The following is a 22,547-nucleotide window of genomic DNA, read 5'->3' as shown; positions in this document are numbered from 1 at the left end:
TTAAAAGGTTTTTAATGCAGTCATCTTTAGAGATTAAAAATTGTGAGCTTTATCGTCAACACGAGCTATTACTAAGCTTAAACGAGCAGGTAAAAGGCGGCGAAATACTTACTATTATGGGGCCATCAGGCAGTGGTAAATCAAGTTTATTAAACTGGCTTACCGGCACATTACCCAACGGCTTTAGCGCAAATGGCGAAGTGTGGCTTAACGGTAAAAATATTAATAATTTACCCGCACATTTACGCCACATAGGTGTGCTTTATCAAGATGCGTTATTATTTTCGCATTTATCGGTAAGCGGTAACATTGCCTTTGCTATGCCTAAAGGCAATAAAAAACAGCGCCTTGAAAAAATAGAGCACGCCCTTGAACAAGTAGGATTGAAAGGCATGGCTAATCGCCACCCCGACAACCTCTCTGGTGGGCAACAAGCACGCGTAGCTTTACTGCGTATGCTATTAAGCGAACCAAAAGCTATTTTGCTTGATGAGCCATTTAGCAAGCTCGATACCCAATTAAGAGTAGATACCCGCGAGCTGGTATTTAGCCAAATACGCGAGCATAAATTGCCCGCTATTATGGTAACCCACGATCATAGCGATGCAGAAGCCGCAAACGGCAAACTGATCACCTTAAATTTAGCCAAATAAATACACGCACAAAAAGCACAAGGCACTAAGCATGTTAGACAAATACATAACCCCGGTAATAAAGCCACTGTTAACACCTGTTGTAGCGTTAATGCACAAGCGTGGTATAACGCCCGACCAACTCACTGTGGTTGGTTTTTTAATAGGGCTATTAGCTGTGCCATTAATTGCGTTTGAAATGTGGTACGCAGCGTTAACAGCTATTGCTTTAAATCGTATTTTAGATGGGCTAGATGGCGCATTGGCACGCCATGCAAATTTAAGTTCAAGCGCTGGCGGTTTTTTAGATATTACCCTCGATTTTTTATTTTACGCGGCAATTCCGCTTGGCTTTATTTTGGTAAACCCCGAGCAAAACGCCATTGCAGGTAGCATATTACTGGCCACTTTTATAGGCACAGGCTCAAGCTTTTTAGCCTTTGCCATAGCCGCGGAAAAATTTAAGCTCGAAAAACCCCAGTTTAAATACAAAAGCTTTTACTATTTAAATGGTTTAACCGAAGGCACAGAAACCATAGCGCTGTTTATCGCCTTTTGTATATGGCCGCAGCACTTTGCAATAATGGCAAGTATTTTTGCCACTGCGTGCGCTATTACTATTTTTACACGTATACATGGTGGTTATAACACGCTTAAACGCCAAGAGGCCGATGAGGTTACACAAGCCAATGAGTAATGAAATTTGGTGGCGTTTAGGGTTCTTTTTTAGCATTTTAGTTATTATGATGCTGCTAGAATCGCGTATGCCCGCACGTAAATCGCCTATAAAAAGTAACACCCGATGGTTTGCTAATTTTGGACTGGTGTTTGCCTCATCACTAATTGCCCGCTTAAGTGTACCAATAGGCTTAACCGCCGTAGCGCTTTATAACCAAGAGCACGGTATTGGTTTATTTAATCAAATAGCCACACCAAGTATTGTTGCTATTATTTTAAGTATGCTACTGCTTGATATACTTATTTATTGGCAGCATAGGTTATTTCATAACGTGCCTATTTTGTGGCGTTTGCATCGCGTACACCACGCCGATGCGCATGTAGATACCAGCACAGGTTTGCGTTTTCATCCTATAGAAATTGTACTAAGCATACTTATAAAATTGATTGCCGTTACCACTTTAGGGGTACCCGCTATTGCAGTATTAATATTTGAAATAGCACTTAATGGTTTAGCGTTATTTAATCATGCAAATATACGCTTGCCACAAGCAATAGAAAAACCACTTCGATTAATTTTAATGACCCAAATACTGCATCGTATTCACCATAGTCAACGCGTGAGCGAAACCAATTCAAACTACGGATTTAGCGTTATTTGGTGGGACAAACTGTTTGGTAGCTACAAAAATGAAGCGCAAAAAGCCGATAACGACATAGATATAGGCTTAAAAGAATACCCAAGCCAAAAACAAAATGCCTCACTTTGGGGTTTGCTAATAATGCCCTTTAAAAATAAGTAGCTTTCACTTAAATAATATCAACTTGCTTACATTAAATTAGAGCAAGTTGATGTTTGCAATGCATTTAATCTTATAAATGTACCCAATTAAACACCACCTTATCACGTCATTTTATATCTTGGATTTAACTTAAAAAATCAATTCAAAGCACTTAAATGCAACAAGTAACACTTCGTAATTAATTAATTTATATATAAATTATGCTAAAAAGTTTAATTGGCAAACTGGTCATACCGTAAATTTAATGTAAATAAGTAAACAAATATGTTGACCATTTACACGCTCCACAATATCATTTGTAAGCGCTTACAAAACACATGTTAAAATGTAAGCGCTTACAACACAAAAGTATAGCACTAAAAACAATTAATCTGACAATAATCTGTTGAAACCGGGGTTCAGTTATGAACATTGAAACAACGCACATTACACGCTTATTTGCCGCTATCTCTTTAGCAACGTTAGCTGGCTGTGGTGGCGATTCTGCCACTAAATCGAATTTTGAAAATGTAGATGCCTCTGAGCCAGTTTCAGATTGGCAAATGGTGTGGAGCGACGAATTTGACGGCTCTGCCATTGATACTAATAAATGGAACTTTGAACTAAACTGCGACGGCGGTGGTAACAACGAAAAACAATGTTACACCGACAGCGAACAAAACGCTTTTATTGCCGACGGTGTGCTAAACATTGTTGCCCTACCAGCGACAGAAGGTGCTGAAAAGCCATACACTTCTGCGCGTTTAAATACCCGTTACAATGCTGACTTTACTTATGGCCGCTTTGAAGTACGTGCAAAGCTACCTTCGGGTCAAGGCAGTTGGCCGGCATTTTGGATGCTCCCAACAGATGAAGAATACGGTACATGGCCACGCTCTGGCGAAATTGATGTTTTAGAGTCTGTAAACCTTAAAACTGCTAATGAAGATGGCGGTATTGAGTCAAGCATTCATGGCACATTACATTACGGCCGCGCGTGGCCAGATAACAGCTACACAGGCCAAGAATACAAATTCCCTGAAGATAGCAACCCAGCAGATGACTTTCATACCTACGCTATTGAATGGCAAGAAGGTGAAATTCGCTGGTACGTTGATGGCTACCTATACGCAACGCAGCGTCAATCAGAAGTTCGTACTAATGCCAATGGCGATGCAGTAGGCCTTACTCACCGAGGTTGGTTTGCAGAGTATTTTGAACAAGGTTCTGGCGAGCTTGAAACCCATTGGGATAGCGCTCCTTACGATAAAGACTTCCACCTATTATTAAACTTAGCCGTAGGCGGCGACTGGCCAGAAAACGTAAATGAGTTAGGCGTAGATGCCAACGCATTTGCAAACGGCCAAACGTTTGCAGTTGACTACGTTCGTGTTTATCAATGTGCATCTAACCCAGATACTGGCAGAGGCTGTGAAACCATTCGCCCAGGTTACGATAGCCTAGACGATGCCCTACTTGAAGGCGATGCCCCTATTCCAAGTGCACCATCTACCGGTATTGCGACCCCATTAACTATTTTTGGCGATAGCTTTAACCCTAACTGGCCAGCATGGGATTGTTGTGGTGGCTCAACACCTGCAGTAGTGAACGATGAAGAGCAAGGTGACGTAGTTGAATTTACAATAGGCAGCGAGCCTACAGTAGTTGGTTTTATTAGCCGCGATGCGTTTATTACTGACGAAAACGGTGCTGCAACACCATTTGATGCATCCCCAATGTTAGAAGAAGGCTACGTACGCTTTAAAATGAAAGTAACAAGCGCTCCAAGCGTGCCTGATACTACATGGTTTGTAAAACTTGAAAGCACAGAAGCCTCATCAGATGCAGATATGCCGCTTTCAAATAGTGTCGAAGGCCAAGCACCTGTTGTAGGCCAATGGCAAACATACACATTTTTACTTTCTGACCTAGATGCCGCGGGCCTTGATATTAGTGCTATTGATGTACTAATGGTATTTCCTGAGTGGGGCACAGGCGAAGGTGCAACCTTTTTAATTGATGATGTTGAAATTACACAAGACAATATAGGCGCATCACCAGAGCTAACTATTTTTGAAGATGAGCAAAACCTAGCATGGCCAATGTGGGATTGTTGCGGCGGCTCAACACCTGTTGAGGCAATGGACGATGAAGAACACGGTTTAACTGCAGAGTTTAGTATTGGTGCAGAGCCTACAGTTATGGGTTTTAACAGCCGCACTGAAGTAGGTGGTGCCGGTGAGTCATTTGATGCAAGCAGCATTTTAGATGAAGGCGTTATTCAATTTGACTTAAAAGTAACGTCTACCCCTAGCGACCCTGCTACACCTTGGTTATTTAAAGTTGAATCAAATGGTGGCGACTCTGCAGTAGAGCTTGAGCTAACAGCAAGTGTAGAAGGCGCAGCACCAGTGACTGGCGAGTGGCAAACATATACCTTTAAGTTATCTGACTTAGCGGGTGCGGGCCTTGATGTAAGCACTATTGACGTACTTATGATATTTCCGGCATGGGGCGCAGGTGAAGGCGCGGTTTACCGTGTAGATAACGTTAAAATTTACAATCCTAATGCAGCACCAGTTGCCTCAGGTGAGCTTAACGTATTTACAGATACAGTCGCCGATCAGTGGAGCATATGGGATTGTTGCGCTGGCTCTACACCAACTACAGAAACCGACGATGATCAGCACGGCGCAGTGGCTCAATTTAGCATTGGTGCTACCCCAACTGTAATGGGCTTTTTAGCCGATGAAGACGTATCGTTTGATGCATCTGCCTTATTAGAAAGTGGCGTTGTACAGTTTGATATGAAAGTAGTCTCTGCGCCATCAAACGTGGATGCACAGTGGTTATTTAAAATTGAATCAATTGGCGCATCAAGTGCCGTTGAGCTGGCATTAACGCAAAGCGTTGAAGGCCAAGCACCAACAACCGGCGAGTGGCAAACATACACCTTCCCTATTCAGCAGTTATTTGATGCAGGCTTAGATATTAGCGCATTAAACGTAATCATGGTTTTTCCTAGCTGGGATATGGGCGACGGCGCACTTTACCGCATAGATAACGTAATAATTGCGAATCCATAAATACACACATTAATAGGCGCCTAGCGCCTATTACTACACAACAACATTTTATAAAGCAGAGCTATTATGAACACATTCAATTTTAAAAAGAGCCAACTTGCGGCTTCTGTGTCTCTTATCATTGCTGCGAGCACGTTAAATACGGCTATTGCCGCCGAAGCAGACACAGCAGCATCTCCTGATGTAGAAGTTATTGAAGTAAAAGGTATTCGTGGTTCACTTATTCGTTCTATGGATATGAAACGCGACTCATCTGGCGTGGTAGATGCCATTTCAGCTGAAGAAATGGGTAAATTTCCAGACACAAACTTAGCAGAATCACTACAGCGTATTACCGGTGTATCGGTAAGTCGTGCAAACGGTGAAGGTAGCCAAATTACGGTACGTGGTTTTGGCCCAGAGTTTAACTTAATTACGCTAAACGGCCGCCAAATGCCAGGTACTGGTTATACGCGCTCGTACAACCTTGAAAATATTGCTTCTGAGGGCGTAAGCGCACTAGAAGTATTTAAAACAGCACGCGCTGATGTGCCAAGCGGTGGCTTGGGTGCTACGGTAAACATTTCTACTGCACGCCCTTTTCAAAAGCCGGGTCAAAACTTTTCAGCAACTATTAAAGCAAATCACGACTCGTCTAACGAAGCCGGCGATGATGTAACTCCTGAGCTTTCGGCTGTTTATAGCAATACATTTGCGGATGACAGATTTGGTTTTGGTTTCTCATTTTCGCATCAAGAGCGCGACTTTCAAAAACAACGTGCCAATATTCAAGGTTGGCAAGCCAATGTAGACCTGCCTGACTTAGATAGCAGTAATGTAGTTGATAACCGTACTGATCCATCAGGTAATTACTACTTCCCTAAAGACATGAACTACTCTATTGAAGATGTAGAACGTGAACGTACTAACGGCCAAGTAACTTTTCAATATGAACCGGTTGATGGCTTTGTAGCCACACTTGATTACACAGCAAGTAAAGCTGTTACGGGCTCTGAAAGTATTGGCTGGGGTATTTGGAACGACTTTGGTAGCAATATTAATGGCTACGAGCTTGATGAAAATGGCACAGCCGTTTATGCCGATATTAGCGGTAACGATGCCTCGTTTACAGCCAACAAAGGCACCACAGAAGTAAAAGCACGCTCTATTGGTTTAAACCTAGAGTGGGAAATTAACGACACATGGCACGTAGAGCTTGATTACCATGACTCTAAAAATGAAACCGATAACGGCGCCGATGACGGGCTAGGCAGTACCGGCCAAGTTATTTTAGGCTCTGATCAGCTAGCTAATAAAATTTACGATTACCGTACAGGCGATATTCCAAGTGCTCAAGTTAACTGGTTAAATGGCACAAGCGAATTAACGCCAGGCGAAATTGACTCTAACTTTAGCCAATTCACGCACTCGCCGGGTGAATCTAATATTGAACAGTTACAACTACATACCACGTGGTACAACGAAAACTTTGATATTGGCCTAGTTAAAGTAAAATTTGGCGCATCACGTACTGAGCAAAACACCGGCGGTTACACTGCATGGAGTGGTTTAGTAGGTGGCCCTGGTTTTAACCCATCGTACACAGAAATATTTCCAGATAGCATGTTTACTCGCCACGATACCTCGGGTCTTTTAGACCAATTTGCTGGCGGCGGTAGCGACTTACAACCTAATTACTACTACACCTACGATTTTGACGAAGCCGTAGCACGCCAAATTGCATATTTAACAGCAGATGTAACAGGTGGCGATGCATACGCAGCTAATGCCTACATGGATGGCATTGACAGCGAAAGCTACGTAGAAGAAATCACTAATAGCTTTTACATTCAATCAAGCTGGGAGTTTGATGTAAGTGACTACTACGTAAAAGTAAATGCAGGTCTACGCTACGAGCAAACAGACGTAACAAGCACAGTACGCCAACGTGTTGAAGAGCAAGTTAACTGGATCAGCGCTTCAGAGTGGATCATGCAATACGCTGCAGGCGGTGAAGATAACTTCTTAGAGCAACAAGGCGATTACGACATATTATTACCGTCAATCGATGTAAGTGTTGATTTAACCGAAGACGTAGTGGCTCGTGTTTCATGGGGTAAAACTATGTCGCGTGCACCACTAGGTGATTTAGCCGGTGGCCGTAGCTTAACTGGTAGCCCAAAACCTGGCTCGCGTACGGGTAGCCAAGGTAATACAAATTTACTACCGTTTGAATCAACCAATCTTGACTTATCATTAGAGTATTACTACGCAGAAGGCAGCTATGCCTCTGTTGGTTACTTTAAAAAAGACGTAGATAACTTTATTCAAACCACCATTACGCAAACCACGATTGATGGCCTATACGACATTTTAAATGGCCCACGTTACTCACAAGCAGTGAGCGATATTGAATCGCGCGGCGAGCAAGCAACCACCGATGCTATTTTTGCGCAAATGATTAGCAATGGTTATGGCAATGCGAATGGCATCATTGAGCCAAATAGCGATGACCCACTTATGGTGTGGAACATAAGCCAACCACAAAACACCGACAGCAAATCGGTAGATGGTTTTGAAGTGGCTATTCAGCACTTAATTGGCGAAACTGGTTTTGGTGTAGGTGTTAACGCAACATTTGTAGATGGCGACGTTGAATTTGATAGCGAAAGCCTTGATCAACAAGCACCACTTACAGGCTTAAGTGACTCAGCTAACTTCCAAGGTTTTTACGAAAAAGACGGCCTATCGGTTAAGATTACTTACGCATGGCGCGACTCGTACTTAATTGGTGTAGGCCAAGCACAAGGCTCAGCCGATGCGCCACCGCAATATGCTAAAGCCTACGGCCAATGGGATATGAGCGTAAACTACGATGTAAACGAAAACGTAACCGTATTTTTTGATGGCATAAACTTAAACAATGCCACCGAAGAAGGCTACGGCCGTTACGAAGAGCAATTTTTATTTGCTAATCAGTACGGCCCTCGTTACTCAGTGGGTGCTCGTTACACGTTCTAACTAAATTTTCTTTAGTAAAAAATGCATAAAACCGCTCACTGAGCGGTTTTTTATTGTCTCAAGTTATAATTTTTAATAAATGGTACCAATCTGTTTATGTATAGGGGCTATTTAACGTAAGAAAATTACGCTAGATCTAGACAAAATTTTTTGTACCTAGGGTCTGTTGATCTTTGCGGATTAAAATTTGTTCAAACTAGGGGCTATTTAATCGCGGCGCGAGGTTTGTAACCTAGTGGGCTAAGTAAAAACCGAGCAACAAAGAGTAAATAGCCCCTAGAAAGAACCCTTTGGGCAGCGCCTGTTTGGCATTAATGCTACGTTATCGCCCATTTATGGGGAATAACCACACTACATAGGCTCTGCCTTGCCTAAATACCAAACAGACTGCTGCAAATTTAACCTTGAAAGATAAACAGACCCTAGTTGTTCTAAATAAAAATTTCAGCGACGTTATAGTGCAATTTAATTCACTAAATTGCTCAAAGATTCATGCCGGTTGGTATGATTACATATACATACCGCCCGATACCTCAAGCCGTTGACCTGTCATCCAACGGTTTTCGTCCGCTAATAAGTTAGCAATCATAGGCCCTATATCGTCTGTTACACCAACTCTGCCCATTGCCGTTTGTGATGTAATAAACGCATTTACTTCATCGTTATCACGAACGGCGCCATTACCAAAGTCGGTTTCAATTGCACCTGGGGCTACAACATTTACCGTAATATTTTTAGGTGCAAGTTCTTTAGCTAAATACCTTGTCATTACTTCTATTGCACCTTTGGTCATTGCATAAGTAATATGACCGGGTAATGAAAAACGCGTTAAACCACTTGATAAATTAATAATACGACCACCGTGTTTTATAAAGGGTAACAATGTTTGGGTAACAAAAAATACTCCCCTTAAGTTAATATTTATTAACGTATCAAAAGTTGATTCACTTGTGTCTACAAAACTGCTAGTAAGCCCCACCCCAGCATTATTAATTAAGTAATCAAACTCACTTTGTTGCCAATGAGTCCGCAGGACATTTTGTAGTTGCTGTGCAAAATCCTCAAAGCCGAGCATATCACTTACATCTAATTGCAATGCAACCGCTTTAGAGCCTAGATCCTGTACTTGCTTTACAACCTCTTTTGCTTCTTTTTCATGACGACGATAAGTAAAAATGCAATCGACATTTTGCTTTGCAAGGCAAAGCACCGTGCTTTTACCAAGCCCACGATTACCACCGGTGATCACTGCAATTCGTTTGTTCATTGTTATATCCTGTTGAAAATAAATGCGGGGAGTTAAATAACTGCCAAGCCAGTATATTTTTTCAAGCAACAAAGATAAACAGGCTGAAAAGAGTTACACTGTTCAAAATAAACGAACAATAAACGGTATTATGAAAGACCTAAATGCAATACGTATTTTTATTAAAGTAGCGCAACTCAGTAGTTTTTCTAAAGCAGCAACAAGCTTAAATCTTCCTAAGTCAAGTGTATCGCAAGCAGTAACCATGCTCGAAAGTACATTAAATACGCGTTTATTACACCGTACTACACGCACTGTAAATATGACTTCAGACGGTGAGCTATTTTATCAACGTGCACTGGGAATTATCAGCGACGCTGACGATTTAAAAAATTTATTTGTAAGTGAGGATAAAGGTTTAACAGGCCGAATACGTGTAGATATGCCACAAGCTGTTAGTCGAGATACCATAATTCCAAACTTAAGTTCGTTTTTAAAAATGCACCCAAATCTTGAAATAGAACTTGGCAGCTCCGATAGACGAGTAGATGTCATTAAAGAAGGATTTGATTGCGTAGTAAGAGTGGGCGAACTTACCGACTCATCATTAATTGCACGACGTTTGGGTAGCTTTAAAGTTTTAAATTGCGTAAGCCGTTATTATGTAAAAAATCATGGCTTACCTAAAACTCTAAACGATTTAAAAAATCATTACATTGTTCGCTACAGTCAAACACTTGGTATCCCTGATCCGGGTTTCGAATATTTAGATAGCAATAATCAATTGCAATCAATAACGATGAAAAGCCAGCTTACTGTTAACTCCTCAGAGGCATATTTAAGCGCAGTACTGAGTGGTTTCGGGCTTATTCAATCACCTATTCACGGTATAAGTAAATACCTTGAATCTGGCGAACTTATACAGGTTTTGCCTCAATACGCGATGCCCGACCTACCAATCAATATTTTGTACCCGAATAGGCGTCACTTACCCAAACGCGTAAGTGCATTTATGCTTTGGCTTGAAGAACAATTGAGCGTATTTACAAAGTAATAACCTAGTTGCTAGCTTGAGTTACTAAAACAAGTTACAGGTTTTTAATCTGCTCAAGTAACACATTAATTGTCCAATCAATGCCGTTATAAGCCACATCGGGCTTGTAAAAGTCCCCTGCCCCACGCGCTCTGTTTACATATACTTTATTTGGCACTACAACTTTGCCTAAGCCTGAAGGTAAATCGGCTAAACGTACCTCCATATACAATGAGTCTGCGCTACTTGGTGCACCAAACAACGTTGTATTTTCAAAAAGCTTAAACTTATCTAGCGCATCTAAACAAGCACTCGCGCATTGCGGCGGCACTATAACAAACACCTTGGTTTTAAAGTCACTCACTAAGGGCTCTTGTGGTAGGTTATTTAGCGTATTAGTCTCTTGCTCTACATAAAATGGATCACCACTTTTCAGCGATAAAGACATACCCGCTGCTACAGTTTTAACTATTTTCAGTACTTCAGGCTGATCTTTTACAACGTCTAATAAAGACTCTACGTAGTCAGTATTATCTTTTGACGCTCTCCACCACACTTGCTCGTTTTGAAAAGTATTATTTTCTTTTTGCTCTACTACATTTTTACCCCATAATTCTCTGGCTATTTGTAAGCCCCAATAAGATGAACCACCTTGGTTATGGCGCAAATCTAACACCACGGCTTTTGCATTAAGTAACTTGTTACGCTGCTGTTGTATTTTTTCAAACACTTTATTGTAGGCAGCAGTTTGCTTTTCGGTTGATGAAAAGCTAGGCATAGCAATCCACGCAGTATTTTTTTCAGGCCAGGTTAAATCAATGGGAAGTTCATCACCGTTGTGGGCATTTTCTAAATGCTTACTGACTGACTTAGGCCTTACAGACCAATTTAATACGTGTGTATAGGTATCGCCATTGGCTTTAACAAATTCGCATTCTTTTAAAGGAGTTAAAAATGGATTGCCCTCGTCAATGAGTAACCGCCAACCTTGCTGCCACCAATGGCCAGGTTGTGCAACTTCACCATGAAACTTAAACACTCTCTCACGTATTAAGATCTCGGTGCTTTGCCCATCACATTGGCTTACAACGTCGCCTTTGCTAATATTTTTGTTTTCACTGTAATACACTTTTAGCGCATCACCTCGCCACACAGTTCTAAAGCCCGGCCAGCGGCGCGCGGGTCTATCTACGCTTGAAAACGCACCGGCGTGGCCATCTTGTAAAATAGTGCTAAAACGAGAAATTGCCGCTGCATGAACCTGCGGCCCACTCGCTTGAGCCGACAATGTAAGGGCTTCTGCTTTTGCTTTTTTTAATAAGTCAGGGAACGTTGGATTATTAACATCAAACATACCGGGGTGATTATGTGCGGTAATGCTATATGCTGCCTCAATATCGCGCTCTGTTATACTGCGCCACTGCGCTTTTGTTGTAGGTTCTGCGTGCTCTTGTGCAGCATTTACAACTGCTGGTAGTAGTAAAATTGGGAGCAATACATAATTGGTTATTTTTGTTTTTATAGTCATGAAAATCCATTTAAGCTAAAAATAAATTACTGGTGCGTTATTGTTCATTAACAATACTAAAAAAGCGATTTAAGGTACATAAGTAAATACATCCTTGATAACTAAGTTAAAAACTTATAAACCGTTCTTAATAAAGTAACACTTATTTAATCTAACTAAATATTATATTCATGCTGATGTGTAATACTGGTATTAACGTTTACGGTTAGGCCTAACTTGCCTTACTCATTTATAAATCAATTTAATAGTAGTCTGGTGACAACATGATCAAAAATAAGCACAGTAACCTTTTTAAACTCGTTGCACTTGGGCTTGCAAGCGCATTTGCAAGTACCCAACTTAGCGCTGAGACACAGCACGACGAACAACATAAAGGGCCACCTAAACTTTCTGCAAAAGATGCCGCTTTAAGTAAAATAATACAAGGTCGCCTCGGTGATACCAGCACGCTAATGGGGACTATTGCTATTCCAGCATCGGTTGATACTTGTGGTGATCATCCGGGTGTTACACGTTTACTATGCTTAATTGACCTGCTCAAATCGGGTGTTAGTGATAAAAACTTAGCGCATATGCAATTAGATTATTCATTAGAACAAGCAAAAAACTGGAGTAACTTACCGGCTGGAGCTTTTCCAGCAAGGCCGGGTGTGTTTTTAGGCGAGCTTAAGGTAGAGCAGCGCGGCGTTGTTAAAGCTATTTTAATGGAGGCCGCAGGCCTTAAAGATAACGAAGGCTTTGATGAAATGCTACAAACACTAAATGCTGATGACTATATTGGTACAATTAGTGATGACTATAAAGCAGGTTACTCATCGTTTAATTCTAAACTTGCTTTTTTAGGCACCCCCGCAAAAACAGGTACTTGGGAGCTTTATTATGGCGGTCATCATTTTGCGTTTTCAAACACATATAGTGATGGAAAATTAATTGGGGCAACTCCGTCTTTTAGAGGTATAGAGCCATTTCATCCATTTGATATGAACGGTAAAACAAACGCCCCTTTACTCCAAGAAAGAGATACCTTTGCAGCGTTTCTTAAAAGCTTAACCCCTGCACAGCAAAAAGCCGCCACGCTTGAAGGCACATACAGAGATATAATTGCAGGCCCACAAGCTGACGACGCCATACCAACCGAACAAGAAGGCTTAAGTGTAAGTAAGCTTAACAACACACAAAAAGCATTACTAATGAAAGCAATAGCCACCTATGTAGAAGATATTAATGCCACAGATGCCAAACAGTACATGGATAAGTACACCTCAGAGATGGCCGATACCGTCATTGGTTTTTCAGGTACAACCGCACTAAATAGCGAAGATGATTACGTAAGAGTAGACGGCCCTTCTATTTGGATTGAATTTTCGTTGCAATCGAATAAATCAACTAACGAAGAGGGCAATCACCCACACTCTGTATGGCGAGATAAAACCGATGACTACGGCGGCCAAACACAATGATTAAAAACCCTATAATGCGAGTCTTAGCACTCGCCTTATGTGTTTTACTAAGCACTAAATTTGCCAATGCACATGCGCTGCCAGGCAGTGAGCTAACATTAACTGAGCAGCCAAATAATACTCTTGGTTTAAAGTTAAGCTTTGCCCTTGAAGACTTAATTATAGCCGCGCCGTCGCTCTCCTCACTTGATGGCGCACAAATAGATCAGCCTTTACACGCCAAAGTACTTAATAAACTAAACAATTATTTACACAGCCATATGGCATTGCTAAACGATGCTCAACCTTTGCCAATTACGCTTAACCATGCTGAGGTTAATTTAGTGCATAACTCTCACGTTGGGTTTTATCGCTCCGTGCTTATTGAACTTTCAGCACCACTTAATAACCAGAGTGAACTATTCCCCATGAGCTTGCATTACGATGTAATTATGCATGAAGTACGTAATCATAGAGCAATTGTTTACTGGCAAAAAAGCGATAGTTCTTTAGTAAAGCTAGCCAGTTTTAGTTACAAAAAACCACAAGGTGAACCCGTCTTTTATGTATTAGAGAAGCAGTAAACACAAAGCCTTTAGCTAGTTAGTTATTAAAATTTAACTGTTTTTGAGGCTAATATTAAAGCGCATTTTTGTTAACTTTGATTAGCCTAATATGCAGGTTTATTAAACTCAGTACTCTGTAAAATTTGTACTTCGTTTCAGAGTTCATATTTAAGATAGGTGTTTGTTATATTTCTTTATAGACGTAATAACGAAATAGCAAACCTTGAAATAATGCCGCGAAACCAAGTAATAATGAACCTTCATATAATAAAGACGGAAGAACAAATGCCATAGGTAAAGCTGCATAATATAAATAAGAGCGATTCGTGTATTTGCTTATAAAATAATGAAGTGGAAATCCAATTACTAACCACCCAACAATAGAGATAAGTAAATAAACACTCATATATAGTAAAAATGTAACAACCGAACCTAATAGGCCGTTTACTGATAATGGTACTAAACCTGCGAATATAGCCCAAACAGCAATACCTATTCCCACAAATAAGAGGCTTTTGAGTATTGCTTCATCCCAGCTACCAAGACTCAACTTTTATCCTTAACAAAATTTAGTATGGGTGTCTTTTTAATTCTCACTAAAAATTTTTCAATTAATCTGGGACATTTCGTAACTTCATGATCAGTTGATCATAGTTTTTACTTTTCGGCACAATACTTAATTCACCGTCGGCCTCGAAAACAACCGCCATAACTGTACTTAAATCACCAAAACCGGCTTTTCGAACACTCGCTTCCACTTCGGTGCTGGTGAGACGAGTGTCTTTCATAGCAGCCTCTAGATATTCACCGTCGAAAAAAACTAATTGTGGAGAGGTTTTGACTACTTTGTCGAACGTCGAAAAATGGGCGCTGATCCAAGTGAGTAAATATTGTAAAAAGAGGAGCAAGCTTACCGCGACTAAAACCTCAACTATAACCACGTCTTTCAATAAGATAGCAGAACCCAAGATGGAGCCTGCCGCTACGGTGATTATCCAGTCAAAGTTGTTCATTTTAGCAAATGAGCGTTTACCCAATATATGCGTCGCTAGGATTAAAAAGGGATAAATAATCAAGGTTGTGGTAACAATGCGCGCTATTTCACTCCACGATTCAAAAAACATATTTCCCTCTACTTAAGGTGCTGAATATACTAATAATCATATAAACTAAAAAGCCACCTGAATCACACAAACTAGGCAGTCACCTTAATAAAACAAACAACACTGTGCAACTAAATCTGCCATACAGATTCAGGATTTATCTTTTATTGCAGGGTCTCTTTACGAATAATTTTTAATTTATGTCAGGACACCAAATTATGATGACACCCACTTTATTTAACCTATTGAATCTAGGCATCAAAAAGTGCAAAGTTTAAGATGGGTGTCTGGTTAATTCTTCTTCTGACCATGCAAAAACGCGTTACTATCCCGTGATAGTTAATTGAGATCACATTAATCGGGCTTAAGCCGCAAAAATTTAACCTCATCGAATAGAACGAATTTATTTAAAAAACTCAAAATAATTTTTCACAAAGAAAGTAAATATTATGTTTACAAAATGAAAACAGCTTGATAGTTTAAAAAGTACCCAATTCGGGGTTTACATTTTAAATGGAGATTAAAATGATAAAACACCTTCTAAAACTTGCCTTTACTGCACTGTTTTTCTCCCATACAACCAGTGTTGCCGAGGTTAACGACGCTGAAGAAATGATCCGCTTTACAGATAAAGCCAATAAAATAGAGCAGTGGCGACATGGTACAACTAAGCGCTTTGACACCTTTGAGCAGTTTTTTTTAAATGCCGGAGGCCATGCTTACACAGGAGCTGGATACTTATTTGATATCAAAAACAACCACTGGCTCAGCTATGAAGAAGCCATTAGAGTTGCCCCTGATTTAAAAGACCTAATAGTTAACCAAGAGTATACTATTAATATCACCACCGAAGAATTACTCGCTTTTACAAATATACAAGTACCTACAAACACTCTCTATGTATATTTATATTTTGATAGACCTGTTGACGCAAAAAAAAAGACGTATATGTTTGCTGAACAATATTCTGTCGACCCTGCAGTTGAAAAACTATTAATAAAAAACTATGAGCGACGTAAACGCTTTGCACTGACCATGCAAAAACACGCAACAATACCGTGGTATTTAATTGAGATCCCATTAATCGGGTTTAAGCCGCAATAGAGTTTTGATATTTTAAATGGAGGCTAAAATGATAAAACACCTTCTAAAACTTGCCTTTGCTGGGTTACTTTTTGCCCATACAAGCAGCTTTGCAGAGATACAGATCACTGAAGAAATGAAAAGCTTTACAGATAAAGCCAATAAAGTAGAACAGTGGCAACTCGGCACGACCAAGCGCTTTGATACCTTTGAGCAGTTTTTTTTAAATGCAGGCGGCGATGCATACTACCAAACAGGCTACATTTTTGATATCGAGAGTGAGCATTGGCTCAGCTATGAAGAAGCAATTAAAGTCGCCCCTGATTTAAATGGTGTACTCAGCCAACAACAACTCAATATAAATATAACCACTGAAGAATTACTTGCTTATACAAATATACAAGTACCTGCAAACGCCCACTATGTGTATTTATACTTTGATACACCAACTGACCCAAAAGACGGCACTTATCTGTATTCAGAAGGTGGGGCTTTTACGAAACTATTAATCGAAGCCAATAAAAGACGAAAAAGTGCTGCACTTACTCTGCAAAAGCATGCAACTATCCCGTGGTATTTAATTGAGATCCCATTAATCGGGTTCAACCCGCAATAGTGTTTAATTTGTAGCGCCATGCGTGCTTAGTAGCTAAAAGGGCAATGAATGTTAACTATTCCAAAGCAAGATTCTAACTTAATAAAATCGCGAACTGTTTTGCTGCTTGCCTTGGGTGTATTGGTATTAGTGGCAACAATTTGGCTTGTGCTGACGGTATTATTTAGTGATAAAGCTTACGAAATCAAATATTCAGCGGTAGAAAAGGGTGCGGTACAACAGCAAGTTGCCGTGTTTGGCCGGTTAAAACCCCGCGTTTCAAGTAGTTTAGTGGCGCAAATAGATGGCCATATAAGCCAATTAAATGTACTTCCGGGTAGCCACCTAGACAGCAATACCGTTGTACTTACGTTATCTAACCCTCAGTTATTACGCCAATACGATATAGCAAAATTAAACTGGCAAAAAGCACAAGCAATGCATGTATCAGCATTAGCTAAATTACAGCGCGAAGCAACACAACTGGCTAACGATGTTGCTATGGCGCAAAGCGAACTAAAATTTGCAGAGCAAGAAATTGCCACTTTAGATGTATTACATAAGCAGCAGCTACTAAGTGAACTTGATTTTTTAAAAGCAAAAACGCGGCTTGAACAAATTCGCTTAAAATTAGATTTAACAAAACGCAGTGAAAAAGCTTTTTTAACGGCGCGTGAGTATGAGGAAAAAGCATTAGACCTAACCCTTGAATCTGAAAAACAACAGCTCGCCCTCACATACAGCGATGTACAAAATCTTGAAATAAAAACCTCACAAGGAGGTATTTTAACAGAGTTGCTTGATGAAATTGATGTTGGGCAAGCCGTGAGCAAAGGAACGGTACTGGCTAAACTATCAGATAAAAATAGCCTTTATGCCGAATTACTCGCCCCCGCAAGCGCAGCTGATACTATAAAAATAGGCATGCCTGTGAAGGTTGAAATTAAAGGTGCTTTATATAACGCAAAAGTTGTGCGGGTGTTTCCAAGTATTGAGGCGAATCAAATAAAACTAGAAGCTGCATTTATACAGCAAGTACCGACATCTGCAATCAGTAACTTATCTATTGCTGCCAACGTATTAGTAGCAGACAAAGAAAACGCATTACGTATCGCCAAACCTATTTATTTAAATCCTCGCCAACTAACACAAAATGTATATATATACGAAGAGGGAGAGATTTTTGCTAAAGAAGTAACAATAGGCTTACAGGGTGAGCAATATATTGAAATTTTAGCTGGGTTAAATGAAGGGGATTTAGTATTAAGCACACTTCCAAATGATTTAACTGAATTATAAAAGCGATGTAAAAATAGTTATAACAATAACAACCATTGCTAAGGAGCGCACAGTGGAGCAGTTAATTACGTTAGAGCAAGTATCAAAGTCATTTTCAGCCAATGCCAAACCTGTATTGGAAGACATTGATTTAACAATTAATGATGGTGAATCAATCGCCATTTTGGGCCCTTCTGGTAGTGGTAAGTCAACTCTATTATCTATTATTGGTTTACTCGATGAACCAACGGCTGGTGACTATTTACTGCGCAGTGAAAACATTACAGCGTTGACCCGTAAACAAAAGAGTTTGGTGCGCAATGCCCACATAGGCTGGATATTTCAAAACTTTAATTTAATAGCCAGTATGACAGTGCTTGAGAATGTAGTGCAGCCTATGCGCTTTAATAAAGCCATAAAATCTAGTGAGTACATTGACCGTGCAAAAGAAGCGCTTAATGATGTGGGGTTACTAGACAAACACGCCACCACGCCAGATAAGCTTTCGGGTGGCCAACAGCAACGTGTTGCTATTGCAAGGGCTCTAGTAAATAAACCTGCGCTGATACTAGCGGATGAACCGACGGGAAACCTTGATCAAGCTACGGGTGATGAAGTAATGGCGTTATTACAAGCGCTGTGTGATAAAGGCAGCACACTCATAGTCGTTACACACGATGAAAGCGTTGCACAACGCTGCAAGCGCCGGATCAGAATTTTAGATGGGCGGATAGATTATGATGGTAAGTAATCTAGGCTTTGAGCTGTTGACACAATGGCGACGTTGGCGTGGGCAGTATTTAAAACTGGCTATATTATTATTAGGCTTTGCTTTAACCGCCGCCCTTTTAAGTATCGCGTTGCGCTTAGGCAGTATGCTTTTTTATGAAAACCCAAGCTGGACCAATACAAATAAGCCTTTGTATACATTAGGTAGATTAAGTGAAGATAACCGTTTAAGTGCAGTTAGTAAACAAGCGCTTGATCAGCTAAAAACACTACCAATGGTTGAAGATGTATCATGGCTCGTGTTTAAAGAATTCAACTTTTCGATTGATAACGCAAAGTTAAGCAACGTCAGAAGTGCTATTTTTTCACCCAATATGGCCGACAATTTAGCGATTGACGTGCTAAAAAATAACAAAGTGTCTGGTGCGTGGATCACTGAAAAGTTTTGGCGAGAAACACTCAAAAGTGATGCCAATATTAAAGGAAAAATACTTTCCTATAAACGCCTTGAGCGAGGTATACAAATTCTTGGTGTTTTAAATAAAAAATATAATCATGTGGGAGTTAATCATGTCGATGTATGGCTACCAGAAGATATTTTGCGCTATTCCACTCCTTTTACCAATGACTCAATGGTAGACCGATTTTTACAAGCTGCACCTTTATATTATGGCGTGTTCTCTGCAAAAATGTCTTTTGATCCTGAACAAACAAAAAAACAATTGGAAAGTATAGATTTAAGTGTTAAAGGTATGTCTTTTGGTAAATCGCCATTGCCGCTAGTTATTTTTTCGGGCATAAATTTTGACCCTAAGTCGTATCAGCATATGGTACTACTATGGCAATTATTATTAGGTTTAATTGTTACGCTATTTTTTATTTTAACATTTAGTTTATTTTCAATTTCCAGCAGTAAAGCAATTGTGTTTGCCGATGAGTATAAAACCTTACAGTTGTTAGGCGCACAATCGTACGACTTTATTCGACCTGCGCTCCTTTTTTCATGTCTGAAAATCGTGGTAATAAGTTTGCTTAGCGTACTAAGTCTATACTTGCTTAGTCAGTTAATAACTAGCAGTACCAGCTACCAATTATTATTTACTGATAAAGGCCTGTCTGTAGATAGTGTAAGTTTTATCAGTGCAATCGCAATGATAACTGTGAGCGTAATTTTATGTTCACTCATACCCCTTGTAAATTTGCTCAAAGGATCATTGTTTATTCGAATGGCAAATACGCGAGTGTCATTATTTCAACAAGCTTTGGCTGGAGGAATTTTAGTCATTCAATTAAGCGTTGCACTAACAGCCACCTATGCGCTGAGTAATGTTGCTCTCTCTCAGTGGCAAAAATATAAACACAGTAATATTAACTTATCTGTTGCTCAGGTAAGTGTAGACTCTGGACACTTTGCGATTTCTTGGCGCCAAGCCTTAAATAAGATACAACAAGTAGACCCGCAAGCCGTCATTTTGTCGCCCCCTTTTGAAAAATTACAACAGTATACGCTTGCTGGGCAAGGTGCAAAGGAAGCTATGGATATCAAAACAAGCTATGTGAGTAGCCACTTTTTTGATTTACTTGATGTGGATATTCAAGGAAAACAATTAGCTAATTGGCAAAATGGTGTGATCATCAACCACGCTCTTGCTAAGCATTTAAGTAGTACGCAAAAGCTGAGTTCACTCATTGGCACGACGATTAGTTACGGTTTAGAAAACCAGCAACTCACAATTATTGGGATCACTGAGAATATCCCTCATTGGGGGCGCAGGCAAAGCATTATGCCCACTTTATACTTACCCTTGAATACATATGATGAGGAAGTGTTAAAAAATTTTTCAATTCTATCAAACAACATTAACGCACTTAGTAACAACAGTGACTTTAATCGTTGGTTAAGCGAACAAGCCTCAAATATTAATATCCATAAAGCAGCGGCATTAGCAGATATTTTGGCAAAATTTGATCAACAATCAACTGATTTACTTTGGTTTGGATTTGTAATTACACTGATCATTCTTGCAGGGATCTTTAGTGGCTTATGGTATCAAGTACTTGCACAACTTAGGCTAGATAAACAGTCTATTTGCGTATTGTTGGCTATAGGGGCTACAGACGGTTTTATCGTTTTTAATCGCTGTAGACAAATACTCTTTGCTTTTATATTGGCGCTCATTGCGTGTTTTATTTTTTATAAATTGATTGGGTCGACTTTACTTGGCTTTGACTTACTTGCATTATTCATCGCACTTTTAACCACGCTAATATTGTGTGTAACTGCAACATTGTCGCCTTTAGTTAAATTACTTAAAACCCCTATTCAGCAAGCTTTAAGAGACTTGTAAGTGATATTAGGCTGTGTGTGGATATACATAGCCTAATTTAGCAATCACTTATTTAGCCTATATAAGGCCCTAATAAAAGAAGCGTAAACACAAATTATAGATGAAGTTAGCGCCTCAATTAAAAATCGTCAATCAGCCAAGTGTCACAAAAATTAATAATGTTATTTAAATCATATAGCACTGTATTAGCATAGCTTTAAAGCAGTTAGGCTTTTTAGTTTAAGTGTAATCACCAACAATTAAGACTATTTTGCAAATTTGCCCTTTGCTAACGCCCTGAATATGTTAGTTTATTAACATGAGTATTGAGTAAAGAATTCGTATGAGTAAGCAAACCCGCTGGACCCTAAAAAGTATTGCTAAAGAGTTAGGTGTATCTAACGCAACAGTCTCTAATGCGTTTAATCGCCCTGATCAGCTATCGGCTAAACGCCGAGACGATATTCTTGCAGCGTGTAAAACCTTGGGCTATTACGGGCCCAACAAAGCCGCGCAATCGCTTCGCAGTGGTACGTTTAATATTGTGGCGTTAGTGCTGCCCGATAGCGTCGAATATATGGTGTCGGACCCTGTGGCCAGTAGCTTTATGCGGGGTGTAACCTCGGTGCTTGAAAAAAACGGCATTAATGTTTTATTGTTTTCTGGTAATAGCGATAACCTTAACAGTGTGGTCGACTTCGTTGATGGCTTTATTAGTTATGGCCGCCCTCGAAATAACGCATTAGTAGAGCAGTTAAAAACGGTCTCTAAACATGTGGTAACTATTGATTTTGATATAGCCCGCAATGCCTCAGTAAATATAAATAACGAGCAAGCAAGTTACGAAATAGCCAAGCATGTTTTAAAAAATCAAAGCGATAAAGTCGCTATTTTAGGCTTACGATTACTTGATGAAAACGTATTGTGCCGCGTATATGAGCACCACGAATTTGAAACGGGGCAATCTATTTCGCACCAACGCTTACGGGGTTATCAACGTGCTTTAAGTGAGGCAAATATAACGGTAGCTGATGACCGCATTTGGAATATACCTGAGAGCAGCGAGCGTTTTGCTAATATTGCCGCTAAAGAGGTGTTAAGTGCCTCCCCCCGCCCTAACGTTATAATTTGTATGAGTGATTTAATTGCCCTTGCCACCATGCGAGAAGCTATAAAACAAGGCATAAAAATAGGTGAAGAACTGCGTATTGTCGGCTTTGATGGAATAGACGAAGCCGCTCGTTTTGTACCGCGCCTAACCACTATTCATCAAAACAGCCAAGAAAAAGGCGTAATGGCCGCCGAGCTCTTTATATCAAAAGAAGAAAAAATATGTGATGTAAGTTACGAGCTAGATATTGGCGCAAGCGGTTAATAGGTTATGTTAAAAAGAGTTGGGTAAACAAAAGCCAAGCTCAAGAGCTTGGCTTTTATGTTTTAAT

The 22,547-nt window shown here is 40.1% G+C and carries 18 protein-coding genes; 14 read left to right on the top strand and 4 right to left on the bottom strand.

The window, feature by feature from the left end:
* The first annotated feature begins 14 nt into the window (after positions 1-14).
* The 5 genes from ALFOR1_RS18150 (at position 15) to ALFOR1_RS18130 (ending at position 8,178) form a co-directional block, all read left to right on the top strand.
* A complete protein-coding gene (locus ALFOR1_RS18150; RefSeq protein ID WP_058549949.1) occupies positions 15-653 on the top strand; it encodes an ATP-binding cassette domain-containing protein in 639 nt (212 codons plus the stop codon).
* 31 nt (positions 654-684) lie between these two features.
* Positions 685-1,329, top strand: coding sequence for a CDP-alcohol phosphatidyltransferase family protein (locus ALFOR1_RS18145; protein ID WP_104643946.1), 645 nt, complete (start codon positions 685-687; stop codon positions 1,327-1,329).
* On the top strand, positions 1,322-2,113 hold the full coding sequence (locus tag ALFOR1_RS18140; RefSeq protein WP_104643945.1) for a sterol desaturase family protein: 792 nt from the start codon (positions 1,322-1,324) through the stop codon (positions 2,111-2,113). Before ALFOR1_RS18145 ends, ALFOR1_RS18140 begins: the two co-directional genes overlap by 8 nt.
* 404 nt (positions 2,114-2,517) lie before the next feature.
* Complete coding sequence (locus ALFOR1_RS18135) at positions 2,518-5,178, top strand: glycoside hydrolase family 16 protein (RefSeq protein ID WP_104643944.1); 2,661 nt, start codon at positions 2,518-2,520, stop codon at positions 5,176-5,178.
* 66 nt (positions 5,179-5,244) lie between these two features.
* Positions 5,245-8,178, top strand: a complete 2,934-nt coding sequence (locus tag ALFOR1_RS18130; protein WP_104643943.1) for a TonB-dependent receptor — start codon at positions 5,245-5,247, stop codon at positions 8,176-8,178.
* Between the two features lie 508 nt (positions 8,179-8,686).
* Here the strand turns inward: ALFOR1_RS18130 and ALFOR1_RS18125 are convergent.
* The gene (locus tag ALFOR1_RS18125; RefSeq protein ID WP_024032766.1) at positions 8,687-9,445 is read right to left on the bottom strand and encodes an SDR family NAD(P)-dependent oxidoreductase; all 759 of its coding nucleotides are present in this window, start codon (positions 9,443-9,445) and stop codon (positions 8,687-8,689) included.
* Positions 9,446-9,575: 130 nt separating this feature from the next.
* Between ALFOR1_RS18125 and ALFOR1_RS18120 the strand changes: the two genes are divergently transcribed.
* The gene (locus tag ALFOR1_RS18120) at positions 9,576-10,478 is read left to right on the top strand and encodes a LysR family transcriptional regulator (RefSeq protein WP_024032767.1); all 903 of its coding nucleotides are present in this window, start codon (positions 9,576-9,578) and stop codon (positions 10,476-10,478) included.
* Between the two features lie 34 nt (positions 10,479-10,512).
* Here ALFOR1_RS18120 and ALFOR1_RS18115 read toward each other — a convergent pair whose 3' ends face one another.
* The gene (locus ALFOR1_RS18115; RefSeq protein WP_104643942.1) at positions 10,513-11,985 is read right to left on the bottom strand and encodes a S41 family peptidase; all 1,473 of its coding nucleotides are present in this window, start codon (positions 11,983-11,985) and stop codon (positions 10,513-10,515) included.
* Between the two features lie 263 nt (positions 11,986-12,248).
* Here ALFOR1_RS18115 and ALFOR1_RS18110 point away from each other — a divergent pair, with 263 nt between their 5' ends.
* Both ALFOR1_RS18110 and ALFOR1_RS18105 read left to right on the top strand, forming a co-directional pair.
* Positions 12,249-13,445, top strand: a complete 1,197-nt coding sequence (locus tag ALFOR1_RS18110) for a DUF3500 domain-containing protein (RefSeq protein WP_227006971.1) — start codon at positions 12,249-12,251, stop codon at positions 13,443-13,445.
* A complete protein-coding gene (locus ALFOR1_RS18105; protein ID WP_104643941.1) occupies positions 13,442-14,008 on the top strand; it encodes a hypothetical protein in 567 nt (188 codons plus the stop codon). The genes ALFOR1_RS18110 and ALFOR1_RS18105 overlap by 4 nt, the downstream gene beginning before the upstream one ends.
* 166 nt (positions 14,009-14,174) lie before the next feature.
* Here the strand turns inward: ALFOR1_RS18105 and ALFOR1_RS18100 are convergent, their stop codons facing one another.
* A complete protein-coding gene (locus tag ALFOR1_RS18100; RefSeq protein ID WP_104643940.1) occupies positions 14,175-14,540 on the bottom strand; it encodes a hypothetical protein in 366 nt (121 codons plus the stop codon).
* Between the two features lie 61 nt (positions 14,541-14,601).
* Positions 14,602-15,114 carry a DUF421 domain-containing protein gene (locus tag ALFOR1_RS18095; protein WP_104643939.1) on the bottom strand — a complete coding sequence of 171 codons (513 nt, stop codon included), beginning with the start codon at positions 15,112-15,114 and terminating at the stop codon, positions 14,602-14,604.
* 504 nt (positions 15,115-15,618) lie between these two features.
* Between ALFOR1_RS18095 and ALFOR1_RS18090 the strand changes: the two genes are divergently transcribed.
* The 6 genes from ALFOR1_RS18090 to ALFOR1_RS18065 all read left to right on the top strand — a co-directional run bounded on the left by ALFOR1_RS18090 (position 15,619) and on the right by ALFOR1_RS18065 (position 22,480).
* Positions 15,619-16,197 carry a hypothetical protein gene (locus tag ALFOR1_RS18090; protein WP_104643938.1) on the top strand — a complete coding sequence of 193 codons (579 nt, stop codon included), beginning with the start codon at positions 15,619-15,621 and terminating at the stop codon, positions 16,195-16,197.
* A 28-nt stretch (positions 16,198-16,225) separates the two neighbouring features.
* Positions 16,226-16,792: a hypothetical protein gene (locus ALFOR1_RS18085; protein WP_104643937.1), complete on the top strand. Its 567-nt coding sequence runs from the start codon at positions 16,226-16,228 to the stop codon at positions 16,790-16,792.
* Between the two features lie 48 nt (positions 16,793-16,840).
* Complete coding sequence (locus ALFOR1_RS18080) at positions 16,841-18,070, top strand: efflux RND transporter periplasmic adaptor subunit (protein WP_104643936.1); 1,230 nt, start codon at positions 16,841-16,843, stop codon at positions 18,068-18,070.
* Positions 18,071-18,122: 52 nt separating this feature from the next.
* A complete protein-coding gene (locus ALFOR1_RS18075) occupies positions 18,123-18,800 on the top strand; it encodes an ABC transporter ATP-binding protein (protein WP_104643935.1) in 678 nt (225 codons plus the stop codon).
* Entirely contained in the window at positions 18,787-21,126 is a 2,340-nt protein-coding gene (locus ALFOR1_RS18070) for an ABC transporter permease (RefSeq protein WP_104643934.1), read from the top strand. The genes ALFOR1_RS18075 and ALFOR1_RS18070 overlap by 14 nt, the downstream gene beginning before the upstream one ends.
* 322 nt (positions 21,127-21,448) lie before the next feature.
* Positions 21,449-22,480, top strand: a complete 1,032-nt coding sequence (locus tag ALFOR1_RS18065) for a LacI family DNA-binding transcriptional regulator (RefSeq protein WP_104643933.1) — start codon at positions 21,449-21,451, stop codon at positions 22,478-22,480.
* The last annotated feature ends 67 nt before the right edge of the window (positions 22,481-22,547 follow it).

It is taken from the genome of Pseudoalteromonas carrageenovora IAM 12662 (assembly GCF_900239935.1).
In the GTDB taxonomy this organism is placed as follows: Bacteria; Pseudomonadota; Gammaproteobacteria; order Enterobacterales; family Alteromonadaceae; genus Pseudoalteromonas; species Pseudoalteromonas carrageenovora.
The sequence above is the reverse complement of the archived record's forward strand: the minus strand, read 5'-3'. Positions and strand labels throughout refer to the sequence as shown.